Consider the following 14431-nt stretch of genomic DNA (forward strand, 5'->3'; position numbering starts at 1 on the left):
CTGGAGGGCAAGCGAGGAGGGCTCACCGGAAGGCGTCAACGATGAAGGCGGCCGCGATGGAGCCATCGAGGATGGCCGTTCCGGGCTTGGACTCGGGAGACTTCCGCATCTGGTCATTGCCAAGCCGGGCCACCGCGCAGAGGGGGACCCTGTCTCCATCCACTGGGTGGGCGGCATAGTACCGGATGACCACCTGCGGGCCCGCCGTCCAAACCCGCCCATACAAGCGGGCAGGCTCCTCCAGCGTGCCAAAGCCTTCTCGCAGTACGCTCTCGATGGGTCCATCGTAGAGCGTGACCCGCCGGCTCCCGATCTGATTCGCGTCGAGATCCACCAACGCGCTGTCCCCGACGCGCAGCCTCAGATACCGCATGACTTCGATGGCCTTCGCAGAGCATTCCTCTGGGCCTGGAGTGCCATCGGGACGGAGCGAGACACCGCCAGCCGTGGTGCAACCTGGAGACGCGGCGAACAGCAAGGCAGAGCCAATCAGGAAGGCCTTGGGGGTGGACATGAGAGGCGCTTCTACTCGCGAATCAGGGTGTGATCGAGCGTCACCACCACCTGGAGAAGCCCATCCCCACGGAAGATCTGGAGGGCCAGATCCTCAAGCGCTCCGTCCTTCGCCGCGAAGGCCTCCCTGTCCACCACGACCGCAATGGTTCCGGTCTGCCCAGGAACGATGGCGGCTCGGGTCATGCGAAGCGCGAAGGGCCGGGCCGTGACGCTGGTAAAGTCCTGCGTCAGGTAAGCACCATCGAACTTCCAGGTGTCACCGTAATAGGTGTTCGTCAACGTGACGACGGCCGCCGCTTTGCCCTGCCCTGAGAAGACTTCGACAACCATGTCCATGTCCTCGTTCTTCGGACGGTAGACCACCTTGCGGCGAAAGGGCGTCTTCTTCACCTCGCCATTCGCGAGCAGTGTCGCGTAGGCGTGATCCACTGAATTCTCCTCCTTCTTGAACCGCTCGTTCTCCTCGCTGAGTTCACGCTCCTTCTTCAGGGAGTCATAGAGGGACGAGAGGACCGCGTTGTAGCTCTCGTGATTCTTGAACACGTTGACCTGATGGTCGGTCCATCCCTCCCATCCCCCGTCCTCCCGGTTCAAGGGAGGCCTCACGATGAACGGAATCTCCGTCCCATCCACGAGCGTGACGAGTAGGGGCACCCGCTCATCGTGCTGGAGATCCCGGAGCGGTTCGATGACCACCTTCTTGCTTCCCACGAGGAGCGGCTCGAAGCGTCCCTCCCACGCCAGCAGCTTCGTCTTCTCCGGATCGACGTCCTGCTCGAAGCGGAGCACCGTCGCCACCTGGCCGGACACGAAGGCGCTGCTCGTCTTACTGCCCGGATGCTCCGAGATCTTCTCGGTCCGGATGACGGTCTTGTCGTAGGGCCCCCCGGCCACGGCCACCGCCGAAGAGAGGAGCATGGCAAGCAGGCCAGACCGGCAGGGCAGGAAGTCACGCATGACCACCCGACCTATCAGGATGGGGAATAGGCGCACAACCCCGGAAGCCATCGCTGTCCAGGAAACGCCTCTCCATCATTTCATTATGAACCTACAGCTCCGCGTCTTGGCTCAAGGGTTGACGGCAGTCCTCATCGGGCTGCTGGGGGGCTGTTCCTCAGGGACGCACTCCACCGCGAGCCGTCCGCTCCAACCGGTTTCAACCCCGCCGGCATACCTTGCGCCGCTCACCTGCTGGGACACCGTGAGTTGCTGCGTCGAGAGAAACCCCATCACGGCGATAGAGAGCTGCGGCGTTGACCGCACGCGGGTGGCCAGCATTCTCAAGACGCTGGCCGAAGCCTACGCAACCCTGGAGAGCTCCACGGGAACCGAGGCCAACCCAGCCGCGGAAGACACTGCGCCCACGCAGACCGGAACGCAGGCCGAAGCAGCAGCGAAGCGCACGCCGAAGTGGAAGAAGAACTGCATCCAAAAGTATGTTGATTGCCAGGAAAAACGATTGCTCGGCCCCTGTTACGACTGCCTCCGGCGCTGTGAGGGGCAACACGAGTGGCCGCAACAAATGTGCCCTGAGCCACGGAAACAGAATTAAAAAGCAACCTCATGAGCGGCAAGATCGACTGGGAGCCAATCCAGGCCCTGATTCAGCGCGTGCTGGATCAGGGCGCTCCCTTGGAACTCACAGACGATGTGCGAACCCTGCTGCGGCGTTCTGCTCGCGAAGTGGCACTCCCTGCCAAGGATACAGAGAAGGCCCTTCGCAGCATTCGCTCGGCCATGCCCCTCCTCCGGAAAATCAAAAGGCGCATCTGGGGTGGCTCTTGGCGGTTGATGGATGCCGAGAACCGCGCCAACCGCCTGCAAGATGCCGGGGACTTGAAAGGAGCACGTGAACAAATCGAGAAGGTGCTCGCGGTCGAGACCGTTCCGCTCTACCGGAAGCACGCAACAAACGCGCTTGCCAGAATAGACCGGCTCAAGAAGGTCGCAGCGAGTGGGCAGGTAGATCCGAAACTCTCGGAGCACTCTCAGCTCTTCATCCTTCTGCACCGCGTCCATCAGGGAAAGCCCCTGAAACTCACCAGGAGGATGCGCGCTTTCTTGCGGCATGCCGCCGCGGAAGTGGTGATCAGCGAAGACGAGATGAAAGAAGCCCTCAAGAATCCCAAGAGTGCAGAAGCCTTGCTCCAGAAGATCGCGGAGCGCAGGCGAAAGGGAAGGAGGCGGCTGGAACGCGCCCTCTGGCGAATGATGAACCTTCGGGATGCAGGCGACCTCGAAGGAGCACGTCAGCAGCTGCGCGACTTGCTGGCCGTGGAAGTCGTTCCGGTCTACCGCCAGGCCGCCGAGGAGAACCTCGCGGGCCTGGATGAACCGCCCCCGGCTTAACGGGCGGCGGCCCGGGCTGCCTGCACGAGCCCCGGCAAGTCCTTCGTGTCCGGGGCGACATCCTGCACCGGCGTCGCCAGGTCCGGGGAGAACAGCCGGGCTGGCACGTTCGTCCGGCCGCGCAGGCGGATGAACAGGTGCAGCACCTCGCGCACCCGCTCCACGTCCTCCCCCGTCTCGCCCCGGGCCCGGTGGGCCGCCGTCCACAGCCGCACCCAGGCGGCCTCTTCATTCCAGGGCCCCTCGGGCCGGGCGCGGGACAGCAGGGCCAGCTCGCTCGCCAGCTCGAAGAGCCCCGCACGCCCCTCGGAGAGCACCTCGCCCGCCTCCAGCCGGGCTTCCGGAGACTCCTCCCGGGCCACCAGCCAGGCCAGCAGCACGGGCACCTCGTCCTCCCGGGCCATGACGGGATCCAACCGGGCCTTCAGCAGCTCACTCACCCGGACCCGGGCCACGTCGTACCAGAAGGCCGCGTGCAGCAGCAGCTCGGGCCCGCTGCGGGGCGCGGGGCCCGGCACCCGGCGCACCTGGCGCTCCAGGAAGGGCCGCACCCGCCCCGTCTCATCGAACCGGTCCAGCCGCTCCCACAGCGAGCGCAGCGCCACCTCGCCCAGGGACAGCGCACGGCACAGCTCGTGCGCCTCGGCACCGTTGAAGGGCAGCGCCCCCTTGGCCACGGGCCGCTTGAAGATGCCCTCGAACACCTCGGCCGCGGCGCACGCGGCGCGCAGCTCCGGCAGGTTGCGCGGGAGCACCTCCACGGCCCGCGCCCAGCTCCGGCCGCCCAGGAAGGGCCCCGTGGCGAGCACCTCTTCCTCCAGCGCCAGCATCGCCTCGCCCAGCAAGGCGGGGGGCTCCTCCATGGACAGGCGCCGCTTCACCGCCTGTGAGACTCCCTCGCGCAGCTGGCGCACCTCGTCCAGCAGGCGCACGGGGGCCGAATCCGGGGGCCAGCGCTCGGCGGCGGCGCGACGGCCCGTGGCGGCCAGCGTGGTGTCCACCTCGGGCTGCGCCAGGGCCACCTCGCGCAGCAGCTCCAGGTTGCCCCGGAGGCGCTCCTTCCAGAAGAAGCCGCTGAGAATTCCCCGGAGGGCGCGGTAGCGCAGCCGTGAGGCCTCCAGGAGGTCCGCACGGTCCTCCAGCCGTTCCCGCAGAATGTCAGGATGGGAGGCCACGGTCTCTCCACTATAAGGACAGGCGGAGCCGGTCGCAGGCCCTTTGCCCCCAAAGGGCAGGGGGGATGACCGGAAGAAGTCCCCTTGGCACGGGCCCCCGGGTCCGGCGCTGTTGCCCGTCCGCACGCGAGGCCCCCATGAAGTTGTACCCGCGCACATTCATGACACTGACCGTCACCTTGCTGACGGCCTCGCCCGCGCTGGCCATGGACAAGCGTCAGGCGGACGCCGTCTGTGCCTCCTGGAAGCTGGAGTGCCCTCCGGGCGCCACCGCCTCGGGTGGCCCCAAGGACCCGGCGGGCACGCTGGAATGCCGCGCGGTGAGGAAGGGCCGGCCCATGCGGCACGGCCCCTCGGTGACGTGCGCGGACGGCGAGGGCCAGAGCTGGGGGGACTACCAGGACGGCAAGAAGCAGGGCCGCCACGTCACCCTGAACTCGGATGGCTCCTGGTCGGAGGAGGACTTCGTGGACAACAAGCTGGAGGGCCGCTCGGTGGAGTACGACGCCCGGGGCCAGCTCCTCTCCGAGGCCTTCTTCCAGGCCGGCAAGCGGCATGGGCCCTCGCGCACCTACTCCCGGGGCGTGCTGACGTCGGAGGAGACGTGGGAGAAGGGCCGGAAGAAGCCCGCGGCGAAGCCAAAGCCCCGGGCTCCCTGAGGCGGCCGCCTCACACGCGCATGGGCATGACGACGGCGGTGAAGCTGCGGTCGCCCGGCGCGTGGAGCACGCCCGGGCTGTGCTCGTCGCCCAGCTCGAAGGACACCTCTTCCGTCTCGGTCACGGTGAGCACGTCGATGAGGTAGCGCGCGTTGAAGCCGATGGTGATGTCCCCGCCCTTGTAGGCGATGTCCAGCGCGTCGCGCGCCTCGCCCAGGTCCGGGTTGTTGGAGGTGATGAGCAGCTTGTTGGGCTCCAGCCCGATGCGCACCGCGTAGCTCTTGTCCGCGGACAGCAGGGCGATGCGCTTGAGGCCCTCCAGGAAGCGCACCTTGGAGACCATCACCACCTTCTCGCCTTCCTTGGGGATGACGCGCTGGTACTCGGGGAACTGGCCGTCGATGAGCCGCATCACCATGGTGAGGCCCGGCTTCTTGAACAGCGCCGAGTTCTCCGCGAAGCCCAGGTGGCACTCAGCATCCGGCGCCTCGTCCAGCAGGCGCTTGAGCTCCATCAGGCCCTTGCGAGGGATGATGACGCCGCCCTTGAGCTTGAAGTCCCCGGAGAGCTCGCGCTCGATGAGCGCCAGCCGGTGCCCATCGGTGGCCACCATGCGCACCTTGCCGCCCGCCTGGGGCTCGAAATAGACGCCGTTGAGGATGTAGCGCGTCTCGTCCGAGGAGATGGCGAACTGGGTCTTCTTGATCATCTCCAGCAGCGTGTTGCCGGAGACCTGCACCAGGGGAGCGTTCTCCTCCTTGGGCAGCTTGGGGTACTCCTCGGCGGCCATGCCGACGATCTTGAAGTGCGCCGAGCCGCTGGAGATGTCCACGTAGTTGTTGGCCAGCTTCTTGAGCGTCACCTGCGCGTCCGGGAGGTTCTGGACGATGTCGAAGATGTACTTCGCGTTCAGGGTGACGGCGCCCGGCTTGGCGACCTCGGCGGGGTGCTCGGAGACGACGCCGATGTCCAGGTCGAACGCGGTGACGGTGATGCCATTCTTGGTGGCATTGACGAGCACGTTGGCGAGGATGGGCATCGTCGTCTTGCGCTCCACGATGCCCTGGGCACGGTAGAGGGCCTTCTTCAGCTCATCGGCGGCGATGCGGAATTCCATCGGGGTGCGTCCTCGTCCTCTTTCAAGCGGCTGATCCCGGCCGGGTGTAGCCCGGCCCAGGGGGAGCGTCAACGAACCGAAACACTCCCGGACGCGCCCTCTTCCCGCCCGGCACGGTTCCCAACAGCTCCCCCCCGGGAACCATGTGGGACATGGGCCCCCTCCTCCGCCGCCTGTCCGCCCAGGCTGGAATTCCAACCCCACGGGTGAGGCCCCCCGCCCCCCTCCCAGCAGGTGGCCCACCGTGTGCAAAGGCCCGGGCGCATCCCCCCTGGCCTCGGGAGGCCAGAGGACCGACACTGGGGGCCCCCGCCTTTCCGAGGGACCCACCCTTGAATTCCCGTTCCCTGCGGCTGTCCGCGCTGTGCCTTGGCCTGATGGCCGGGTGCGCGCGCTCCGCCGCTCCCGAGTCCGCCCCCATGACCCAGCCCCCCAAGTCCTCCGCCTCGCCCTCGGACATCCCCGGCCAGCCGGCGGAGGCGGATCAGACGAAGCCCACCACCTACCTCGTGAAGGACAGCGGCATCCGCTGCTTCGCGCCCCCGTGCCCGTCCTTCCTGGCGGTGCCCCCGGGCAAGTCCGACGCGGACGGGATTCAGATTCACGAGGTGGACTTCTCGGAGGTGAACGCCACGCAGGACCAGAAGGACAGCTACATGGCCGAGGCGGGCAGCCTGGGCGGCCTGAAGGTGGAGGCCACCATCGCCGTGCGCCAGAAGGCGGGGCCCGCCGGAGACGCCTCGGTGCTGCGCGTGCGGCGGGTGTTCGAGTAGCCCGCCTCAGAGGCGCAGGCCGGCCTGAAAGCCCGGCCACCGCTGCCACGTGCCGTCCGAGCCCAGCGGGCGTTCGGACACCTTCACCGTGGTGACCTTGCGCCGCTCCTCGGGCGAGAACGCGAAGTAGGTGTTGTAGGTGGGCCCGGCGAAGACGGCCAGGCGCGAGAAGAGCTGGAAGCCCACCATCACCCGCGCCTGCGCCAGCAGGTTCTCGCTGTCGAAGGGCTCCTTGCGGTCGTGGACGGTGCTGGCCACCGCATCCACATCCACCCAGAAGCGCCGCGCCACGGGGATGTGTCCCCCGAGGCCAAAGCCCAGGCTGAAGCGCTGCAACCGGTCGTCCGGCCCGATGCCCGCCACCAGCGTGGAGTAGAAGTGCTTGCCGCCGAGCTTCACCCCCACGTTGGCGAGCTGGATGTCGCTCGACCAGAACTCCAGGTGGTACTGCCCCTCCTTCACGAGGGACACCAACCCCACCGGCACCCCGTGCACCTCCTTCGCCAGGTTGACCAACCCCACCTGGGTGCCCTTCACCACCCCGCCGATGTTGAGCAGGCCGATCTGCGCGCCCGTCACGTCTCCGCCCACGTTGAGGAGCCCCAGCTGCAGGCCCTCGACGTTCTGGGCGCGGTTGAACCCCGAGCTGAGCTGCACCCCGGACAGGGCGCCGCCCGCCCAGTTCACGCCCGCCGCCAGCTGAACGCCGTGGAAGTCCCTGCGCGTCACGTTGAAGCCAGAGGACAGCTGGACTCCCTCGAAGGACTCCTTCGTCACGTTCACCCCGGAGGTGAGCTGCGCGCCGTGGACGCTCCCGCCCGCCAGGTTCAGGCCCGCGGACACCTGCGCGCCGGAGACGCTCGCGGTGGCCACGTTCAGCCCCACGCCGAGCTGCGCCACCTTCACGCTCCCGCCCGCCCAGTTGCCGCCCACCGACGCCTGCACCCCGTCCACCGCCCCGCCCGCGTAATTGAAGCCCACGGACAGCTGCGTCCCCTCCATCCGGCGGCCCGTCATGTTCAGCGCCACCGCGGCCGCCAGGCCCCGCGTTTCCTCGGCGTACACGTTGGCCCCCAGCGCCAGGCCCGCGCCCCGCAGGGCGGTGCCATCATTGACCACGCCGATGGCCACGGTGTTCTCCACCGGCGCATCCCCCGCCACCAGCGCGTTGAGGCTCAGCCCGGGCACGAGGCTCGCGTTGAAGGGCACCCGCACGCGGCCCTGTGACGCCTCGGGAGCCTCGGCCTCCACCTGGGACGGGCCGCCCCGGGACACCGTGGCCTCGCTCTGCACGGGGCGGAAGACGGAGGCCGCCAGCGGCGTGCCCTTGCCCTCGGTGAGCACCAGGTCCGCCTCGGAGACCGCCCCGCCCAGCTCCCGCCGCACCCGGTACCGCCCGGGGGCGAGCCCCAGCTCCGCGGGCCTCCCCGCCGTCTTCATCAGCTCCACCACCAGCGCCCCCGCCTCGTCGCGCACGTAGAGGCGGCCCTCCAGCGCTTCCGTCAGGATCAGCCCGGCGGAGGTGGCGCGCAGGTCGGTCATCACCAGGTCTCCCGTGCCCGCCATCTCGATGTCGTAGGCCGGGTGCTGGGCGCCGCGCTGCGTCCGCTCGGTGCGCGCCAGCGTCTCGTGGAAGGCGAACTGGTAGGCCTCGTTGAGCGTCACCCGGCCATCGCGCGTCACGTCCGCCGCGCCGCGCAGGCCGGAGATGAGGTGGTGGGTGAAGAAGGAGCCCCCCAGCCGGTCCGACTCCTGGGAGGCCTCGTCCTCGCTGGACGAGGTGAGGATGGCCTGGCCCTTCACCTGGACCCCGGAGTCCACCAGGAAGGCGGGCCGGGGGGAGCCGCCCTTGCGGCGCGCGAAGGCCCCCGAGGCGCACGAGTCCAGCACCGCGATGCGCACGTCCGCAGGCAGGCCCCCCAGCGCGCGGCGCAGCTCGCCATAGTCCATGCGCTCCCCCTGGAGCAGCAGCCCCTCGTCATCCGAGTGCCCCGAGTAATAGAGGAGCACCTCCACCCGGTGGGCGCCCGAGGCCCGGGCGGACTCGGCCAGGGTCCGCATGCGCGAGAGCCCCTCCAACAACCCGGCGCGCCCCGTCTCCAGCAGCATCACCCGGTCGGCGGGGGCCACCCCGCCCAGCTCTCCCAGCACCCGGGCGAAGGCCTGGGCATCCGAGGCGGCATAGCGCAGGCGCTCGCGCCCGGGCCCCCCATCATTGACGCCCACCAGCAGCGCCAGCCGGCGCACCTGAACGGGCGGCTGCGCGTGGGCCACGGACGCGGTCAGCGCCGCCACCATCAAGAGAACACGGCTCATGGGGCACTCTTTTCGAGAAGGAAGGACACCTGCTGAAAGCCTACGGGAAGCGGCAGCGGCGCGGTGCGCGCCCCGTCCGACGCAGCGAGCGCCCGGGCGCTGGCGGCAATCGCCTCCAGGGAGAAGGGGCTGTCCGAGACGACGAAGATGAACCGCTCGAAGGCCGGCGCATCATCGAGCTCGTAGGCCTGGGGCAGCACATGCGTCCCGGAGGGCGCGAGCGGCACGGAATCCAGACCGTGCTCGGGCGCATGGAGGGTGACGGCACCCCGTCCATCCAGGGAGAGGATGGCGCCGAAGCGGTGGCCCGCCGCCACATAGGAGACCTGCACCACGTCACGGGCCGCGGCGCGGGCGCCCTCGGCGAGCGGCTCCGGACCGGCCGCGCCCAGGCGGTGCAGGCCGAGCTGGGGCTTCATCCCCTTGATGCGGGTCACCTCGGGCAGGGGCTCGCCGGGGACGGTGACGGGCAGCGACGGGCTGGGACGCACCATCAGGAAGACCGCGGCCAGCACCGGCACGAGCGCCAGCGCCGGCATCCAAGGGCGCCACCGGGGCGCCTTCTCCGGCAGGGGCTCCGGGCGCGAGGCCCGGGCGGCCCGTGCCTCCACCTCGCGCGCCACGCGCCCGGGCGGGTGCTGCGCCAGGATGCGCCGGGAGTCCTCCTCGAGCGCGGCCAGCCGGGCCGCCCCATCGGGCTCCTCGGCCAGCCGGGCGCGCGCGGCGGCCAGCTCCTCCGGGGGCAACTCGCCCAGGGCAATGCGCTCCAGCAACCAGTCTGGGGTGCGGTGGGGGGACTTCATGCGGCCTCCAGTTCCTGCAACACGGACGACAGGGCCCGGAGGCGCTTGCGCACTCCGGAGACGGACATCCCCACCTCGCGGGCGGTCTCTTCCAGCGTCATGCCATCCACCAGGTGCAGCACGGCGATGTCCCGGCTGGAGGCGGGCACCTGCCCGAACAGCCGGTCCAGCAGCCCCCGCGCCACCGTGCGCGCCTCGGTGTCCTCCGCCGAGGCGATGCGCAGCATCAGCTCGTCCTCGCGGTCCTCGGGGCGGCGGCGCGTCCCGCGCAGCCGGTTGAGGCACGCCCGCGTCGCAATCTGGTGCAGCAGGCTCGACGGGGCCGTGTGCTTCAACCGGTCCTGATGGCGCAGCAACTGAACGAATACATCGTGCATGGCATCCACGGCCTTCTCCTCATCTCTCAGGAGAAAGCGGCAGCGCCGGAGCACTTGGGGCCCGTAACGCCGGTAGTAGGCCTCCACGTCGATTGGCACCAGACTCACGCCTCCCTCTCTCGGAGCAGGGAAACACCGGCCCCCCGCGGAACTGTCACCGGCAATGCCCGGCCCGCGAATTTTCCTTGCTCCCTCCGCCCAAGTTGATAATGATTATCACATTCACAATCACTTCAAGGAGTCGCAGGGGATGGCTCGCTACACAGGCCCTCGTGGCCGCCGCGCCCGCCGGTTGTCCGTGGCCCTCACGCATCTGTCCACGAAGGACCCGGACAAGGACCCGTCGCTGCGGCGCCCGTACCCGCCAGGCCAGCACGGGCCCACCCAGAAGACGAAGATGACGGACTACGGGCTGCGGATGATGGAGAAGCAGAAGCTCAAGCTGTCGTACGAGCTGCTGGAGAAGCAGTGCCGCCGGTACGTGGACCGGGCCAAGCGCAGCGGCTCGAACGCCACCCGGGTGCTCATCCGCCTCATCGAGTCGCGCTTCGACGCCCTGGTGCTGCGCGCCGGCTACGCCACCAGCATCCGCCAGGCGCGGCAGTTCGTGCGCCACGGCTACTTCACGGTGGATGGCAAGAAGGCGAACCTGCCCGGCATGGAGTTCAAGCCCGGCACGGTGGTGGAGCTCCGGGAGCGGTTCCGCCAGCACCCGCTCTTCGTGGAGCTTCGCCAGAAGACGGCGCACCGGGGCCTGCCCCCGCACGTGGCGCACCTCGAAGGCGGCAAGGGGTTCCGCGTGCTCTCCCGCCCCGAGGACGTGGACCCGCCGGTGGCGCTGGACCTGGTGAAAATCATCGAGTTCTACGCGTAGCGCACCGGGCCGCCCGCCTCCTGGGCACCCGGCGGAGCAGGCACCTCCCCGCCAGACCGGTGGGGGCTGACCGCATCCTTATCTTGTCCTTCGACGAAGCCGCGCGAAGCAAGGAGGTGCCCGCATGTTCCGATGTTCTGCCTGTGGCGCGTTGAACCGCGTCTCCCAGCCCGCGCCGGCGGGCACCCCTTCGTGTGGGCGGTGCCATGGCGCGCTCGACCTTTCGGGAAAGCCGCAGTCCGTGGATGGCGAGGGACTGTCGCGCGTGGTGGTCTCCTCCCCCATTCCGGTGCTGCTGGACTTATGGGCCCCCTGGTGCGGGCCCTGCCGTGCCGCGGTCCCCGTCCTGGAGTCGCTGGGCCAGGCCTCCGCGGGCCGGCTCCTCGTGCTCAAGCTGAACACGGAGGAGCACCCGGAGGTGGCCTCGTCCCTGGGCGTGCGCGGCATCCCCTGCTTCGTGCTCTACGCGAATGGACGTGAGGTGGCGCGCCACAGCGGGCTCATGTCCGGCGCGGAGATGAGCCGCTGGGTGTCGGACTCCCTCGGGGGCGGCGTGGGGATGCGGCTGTAGGTGCCCCCAGGAGACACGGCTATGGAGGAGTGCGCCGCGCTGTACACGGACCTGCAGGCATTCGCGATGGTGGATGCCTACCTCGACGAGGGCATGCTCGACGAGGCGGTGTTCAGCCTCTTCGTCCAGCAGCTTCCGCCGGGCCTCAACTTCCTCGCAGCCAGTGGGTTGGAGGAGGCCCTGCGCTCGCTGGAGACGCTCTGCTTTCCCCGCGAGGCGCTCGACTACCTGGCCTCGCTCCAGTGCTTCTCGGACCGGCTGCTCGGCTACCTGGAGCGCTTCCGCTTCAGCGGCGAGGTGTCCGCGGTGCCCGAGGGCACGCCGGTGTTCCCGCAGGAGCCCCTGATGGAGGTGGTGGCCCCGCTGCCCGAGGCGCAGCTCGTGGAGACGCTGCTGCTCAACCAGCTTCACCTCCCGACGCTGACGGCCTCCAAGGCCACGCGGGTGGTGCTGGCGGCGGGAGGCCGGCCGGTGATGGACGCCGGGCTGCGGCGCATGTACGGCCTGGAGGTGGGCACGAAGATGGCGCGCGCGGCCTTCATCGCCGGCGTGCAGGGCACCTCCAACGTGCTGGCGGGGCACCGCTACGGGCTGCCGCTGGCGGGGGGGCTGGAACACAGCTTCGTCCAGGCCCACGAGGACGAGCTGGAGTCCTTCCGCGCCTTCTCCAGCGGCTTCCCCGAGATGGCGCTCCGGGTGGACACCTACGACACGCTGCGAGGCGTGCAGTACGTCATCCGCCTGGCCCGGGAGCAGGGCGAGGGCTTCCGGGTGCGCGCGCTGCAACTGAGCTCTGGAGACCTGCTGGCCCTGTCCCGCGCGGCGCGGTCCCTGCTGGACGAGGCGGGGCTCCAGCGGATGAAGCTCTTCGCCAACGGCCAGCTCGACGAGGCGAGCATCGCCTGGCTGCTCGAACAGGGCGCCCCCCTGGATGGCTTCTACGTGGGCCCGGCCCTGAGCGTGTCGCCAGACGTCTCCGCGCTGGAGATCGCCTACAAGCTCGTGTCGTACGCGGGCAAGGACCGCATCAAGCTGTCGTCCCAGCGGGCGCTCTACCCGGGACGCAAGCAGGTGTTCCGGATGGACGAGGGCGGCACAGCGCGGCGGGACGTGCTCGCGCGCCATGACGAGGCCCTGCCAGGCCGGCCCCTGCTGCGGCCGGTGATGCGGGGCGGCCTCCGGCTGGAAGGCGCCTGCCCGCCCCTGCCGGAGATCCGCGAGTACGCCCAGCGGGAGCTGGAACACCTGCCCCCGGAGCTGAGGGACCTGAAGCGCTCCCAGCCCGCGTACCGGGTGGAGGTCAGCCCGGTGCTGGCCTGGACGCGCGAGCAGCTCATCGACGCCTGGGCCGCGAGCCCATGACGCCCCTCAGTGCACCACGCTTCCGGACGGCCAGGACACGTGGGGTGCCCCTGGGCGGCTGAGCGGGAGCCGGACCCGGAAGGTGGCCCCCTGCCCGGGCTGGCTCTCCACCTCGATGCGGCCCCCATGGGCCTCCACGATGCGCCGGGCCACGGACAGGCCCAGCCCCGCGCCGGGGGCACAATTCCGGGCATTGGCGGCCCGCATGAAGGGAGAGAAGAGCCGGCGCTGCACATCGGCCGACAGGCCAATGCCCCGGTCCGTCACGGTCAGGAGCGCCTCGCCCTGCTGACAGGACACCGTCACGTCCACGCACGTGCCCGTGGGCGAGTACTTCAGGGCGTTGCTGACCAGGTTGTTGAGCACCTGCTCCAGCCGGGTCCCATCACAGCGCAGGTTCACGGCGGTGTCGGGCAGGGACAGGCGCAGCTCGTGGCCCTGGAGGCTCGCCTCGAACAGCTCCACCACCGAGCGGGCCAGCTCCCGGGCATCGCACTCCTCGAGGTGCAGCTCCAGCCGGCCGGCCTCGATGCGGGTGGCATCGAGCAGGTCTCCCACCATCCGGTCCAGGGCCGCCACCTGCCGCTGCACCAGGGTGAGCGTCCGCTGGAGGCGCTCGGGTGGCACCTCGCTGCGCCCCGGGTTGGCGAAGGCGGTGGACAACCTCAGGGCGGACAGGGGGTTGCGGAGATCATGCGCCACGCCCGCCAGGAACGTGAGCTGCTCGTCCTGGCGCTGGACCAGGGTGGAGGCCATCTCATTGAAGGTGCGGGCCATCTCGCGCAGCTCGGCGGGCCCCTGCTCCGGGGCCCGCGTCCCCTTGTTGCCGGCCCCGAAGCTGCGCATGGCCTGGCTGATCCCGATGAGGGGGCGCAGCACGGCCCCCCGCATCCACAGCAGCATGCCCCCCAATCCCAGCAGGAGCAGGCTGCTCAGGGTGATGCACCCCACGATGGCCGAATGGCTCCAGCGGACGGCCTGGGCCTCGGTGTCCCGCGCTTCCTTCACGTTGAAGTAGGTGAGAAACGAGACGCTGGACTGCGCCACATCCAGCGCCTGCCGGGCCCGCGTGAGCGTCTCCCAGGACGGCGCGCTGCGGGCATCCCGCTGCGCAACGAGGTAGGCGTACACCTGCCGGCGCACCTCATTGATGAGGTCCCGCTCCTCCAGGGAGAGGGAGGTGTGGTGGATGGCGTCCAGCACGGCCATGAGCCGGTCCTCGGTGGCGGCAATCAGGGCGGCCTGAGCCGCCGGGGACTCAGCGGGGGGCTCGACGCTCCGCCTGTAGTGGCCGAGCAGCGTCACCTCCAGTTGCCCGGGGAGACGGATCCCCTCCGTGGCCAGACCCACCCCATCCCGCGTGCGGTGGAAGTGTTGAGTGAAAAGGGCAAGCGAGCCAACAGACGCCAGGACGAGAAATCCCAACGCCACCATGAGGGATGTCAGCACACGACCAAGGCTCAAGGGGTCTCCATGGGAAACCCTGTCTCGGCAAATACAGACAGGTGCTCCATGGAACACAGGCCCGGGGCGGCGATG

Annotated in this window: 14 protein-coding genes; 6 read left to right on the forward strand and 8 right to left on the reverse strand. The window is 69.5% G+C overall.

Going from position 1 to position 14431, the window contains the following annotated elements:
- Positions 1-22: 22 nt before the first annotated feature.
- Positions 23-514 carry a serine/threonine protein kinase gene (locus tag KY661_RS24520; protein ID WP_225412518.1) on the reverse strand — a complete coding sequence of 164 codons (492 nt, stop codon included), beginning with the start codon at positions 512-514 and terminating at the stop codon, positions 23-25.
- Positions 515-525: 11 nt separating this feature from the next.
- Complete coding sequence (locus tag KY661_RS24525) at positions 526-1434, reverse strand: DUF2381 family protein (RefSeq protein ID WP_225412519.1); 909 nt, start codon at positions 1432-1434, stop codon at positions 526-528.
- A 645-nt stretch (positions 1435-2079) separates the two neighbouring features.
- Here KY661_RS24525 and KY661_RS24530 point away from each other — a divergent pair.
- Positions 2080-2865, forward strand: a complete 786-nt coding sequence (locus KY661_RS24530; RefSeq protein ID WP_225412520.1) for a DUSAM domain-containing protein — start codon at positions 2080-2082, stop codon at positions 2863-2865.
- On the opposite strand, the gene KY661_RS24535 is transcribed toward KY661_RS24530, so the two are convergent.
- Positions 2862-4040, reverse strand: a complete 1179-nt coding sequence (locus KY661_RS24535) for a hypothetical protein (RefSeq protein WP_225412521.1) — start codon at positions 4038-4040, stop codon at positions 2862-2864. The genes KY661_RS24530 and KY661_RS24535 overlap by 4 nt on opposite strands.
- Positions 4041-4177: 137 nt before the next feature.
- On the opposite strand from KY661_RS24535, the gene KY661_RS24540 reads away from it, so the two are divergent.
- Positions 4178-4699 (forward strand): toxin-antitoxin system YwqK family antitoxin, encoded by a 522-nt coding sequence (locus KY661_RS24540; protein WP_225412522.1) that lies wholly within the window; start codon positions 4178-4180, stop codon positions 4697-4699.
- Between the two features lie 10 nt (positions 4700-4709).
- On the opposite strand, the gene dnaN is transcribed toward KY661_RS24540, so the two are convergent.
- Entirely contained in the window at positions 4710-5816 is a 1107-nt protein-coding gene (gene dnaN, locus KY661_RS24545) for a DNA polymerase III subunit beta (protein WP_225412523.1), read from the reverse strand.
- A gap of 332 nt (positions 5817-6148) precedes the next feature.
- Between dnaN and KY661_RS24550 the strand changes: the two genes are divergently transcribed.
- The gene (locus tag KY661_RS24550; RefSeq protein WP_225412524.1) at positions 6149-6589 is read left to right on the forward strand and encodes a DUF6748 domain-containing protein; all 441 of its coding nucleotides are present in this window, start codon (positions 6149-6151) and stop codon (positions 6587-6589) included.
- A gap of 6 nt (positions 6590-6595) precedes the next feature.
- Here KY661_RS24550 and KY661_RS24555 read toward each other — a convergent pair whose 3' ends face one another.
- Genes KY661_RS24555 through KY661_RS24565 form a run of 3 tightly spaced genes read right to left on the reverse strand, consistent with a single transcriptional unit; the run spans position 6596 to position 10184 of the window.
- A complete protein-coding gene (locus tag KY661_RS24555; RefSeq protein ID WP_225412525.1) occupies positions 6596-8905 on the reverse strand; it encodes a caspase family protein in 2310 nt (769 codons plus the stop codon).
- Positions 8902-9708: an ActD-like protein gene (locus KY661_RS24560; RefSeq protein ID WP_225412526.1), complete on the reverse strand. Its 807-nt coding sequence runs from the start codon at positions 9706-9708 to the stop codon at positions 8902-8904. Before KY661_RS24560 ends, KY661_RS24555 begins: the two co-directional genes overlap by 4 nt.
- Complete coding sequence (locus KY661_RS24565) at positions 9705-10184, reverse strand: RNA polymerase sigma factor (RefSeq protein ID WP_075008747.1); 480 nt, start codon at positions 10182-10184, stop codon at positions 9705-9707. The genes KY661_RS24560 and KY661_RS24565 overlap by 4 nt, the downstream gene beginning before the upstream one ends.
- Before the next feature lie 151 nt (positions 10185-10335).
- Here KY661_RS24565 and rpsD point away from each other — a divergent pair, with 151 nt between their 5' ends.
- From rpsD to KY661_RS24580, 3 genes are all read left to right on the forward strand, one after another.
- Positions 10336-10959, forward strand: coding sequence for a 30S ribosomal protein S4 (gene rpsD / locus KY661_RS24570; RefSeq protein WP_225412527.1), 624 nt, complete (start codon positions 10336-10338; stop codon positions 10957-10959).
- 124 nt (positions 10960-11083) lie between these two features.
- Complete coding sequence (locus KY661_RS24575; protein ID WP_225412528.1) at positions 11084-11530, forward strand: thioredoxin family protein; 447 nt, start codon at positions 11084-11086, stop codon at positions 11528-11530.
- A gap of 21 nt (positions 11531-11551) precedes the next feature.
- The gene (locus KY661_RS24580; RefSeq protein ID WP_225412529.1) at positions 11552-12892 is read left to right on the forward strand and encodes a nicotinate phosphoribosyltransferase; all 1341 of its coding nucleotides are present in this window, start codon (positions 11552-11554) and stop codon (positions 12890-12892) included.
- 6 nt (positions 12893-12898) lie between these two features.
- Here KY661_RS24580 and KY661_RS24585 read toward each other — a convergent pair whose 3' ends face one another.
- The gene (locus KY661_RS24585; protein WP_225412530.1) at positions 12899-14356 is read right to left on the reverse strand and encodes a HAMP domain-containing sensor histidine kinase; all 1458 of its coding nucleotides are present in this window, start codon (positions 14354-14356) and stop codon (positions 12899-12901) included.
- Positions 14357-14431 lie beyond the last annotated feature (75 nt).

The sequence above is a fragment of the Allostigmatella hybrida genome (assembly GCF_020103775.1).
GTDB lineage: Bacteria > Myxococcota > Myxococcia > Myxococcales > Myxococcaceae > Hyalangium > Hyalangium aurantiaca.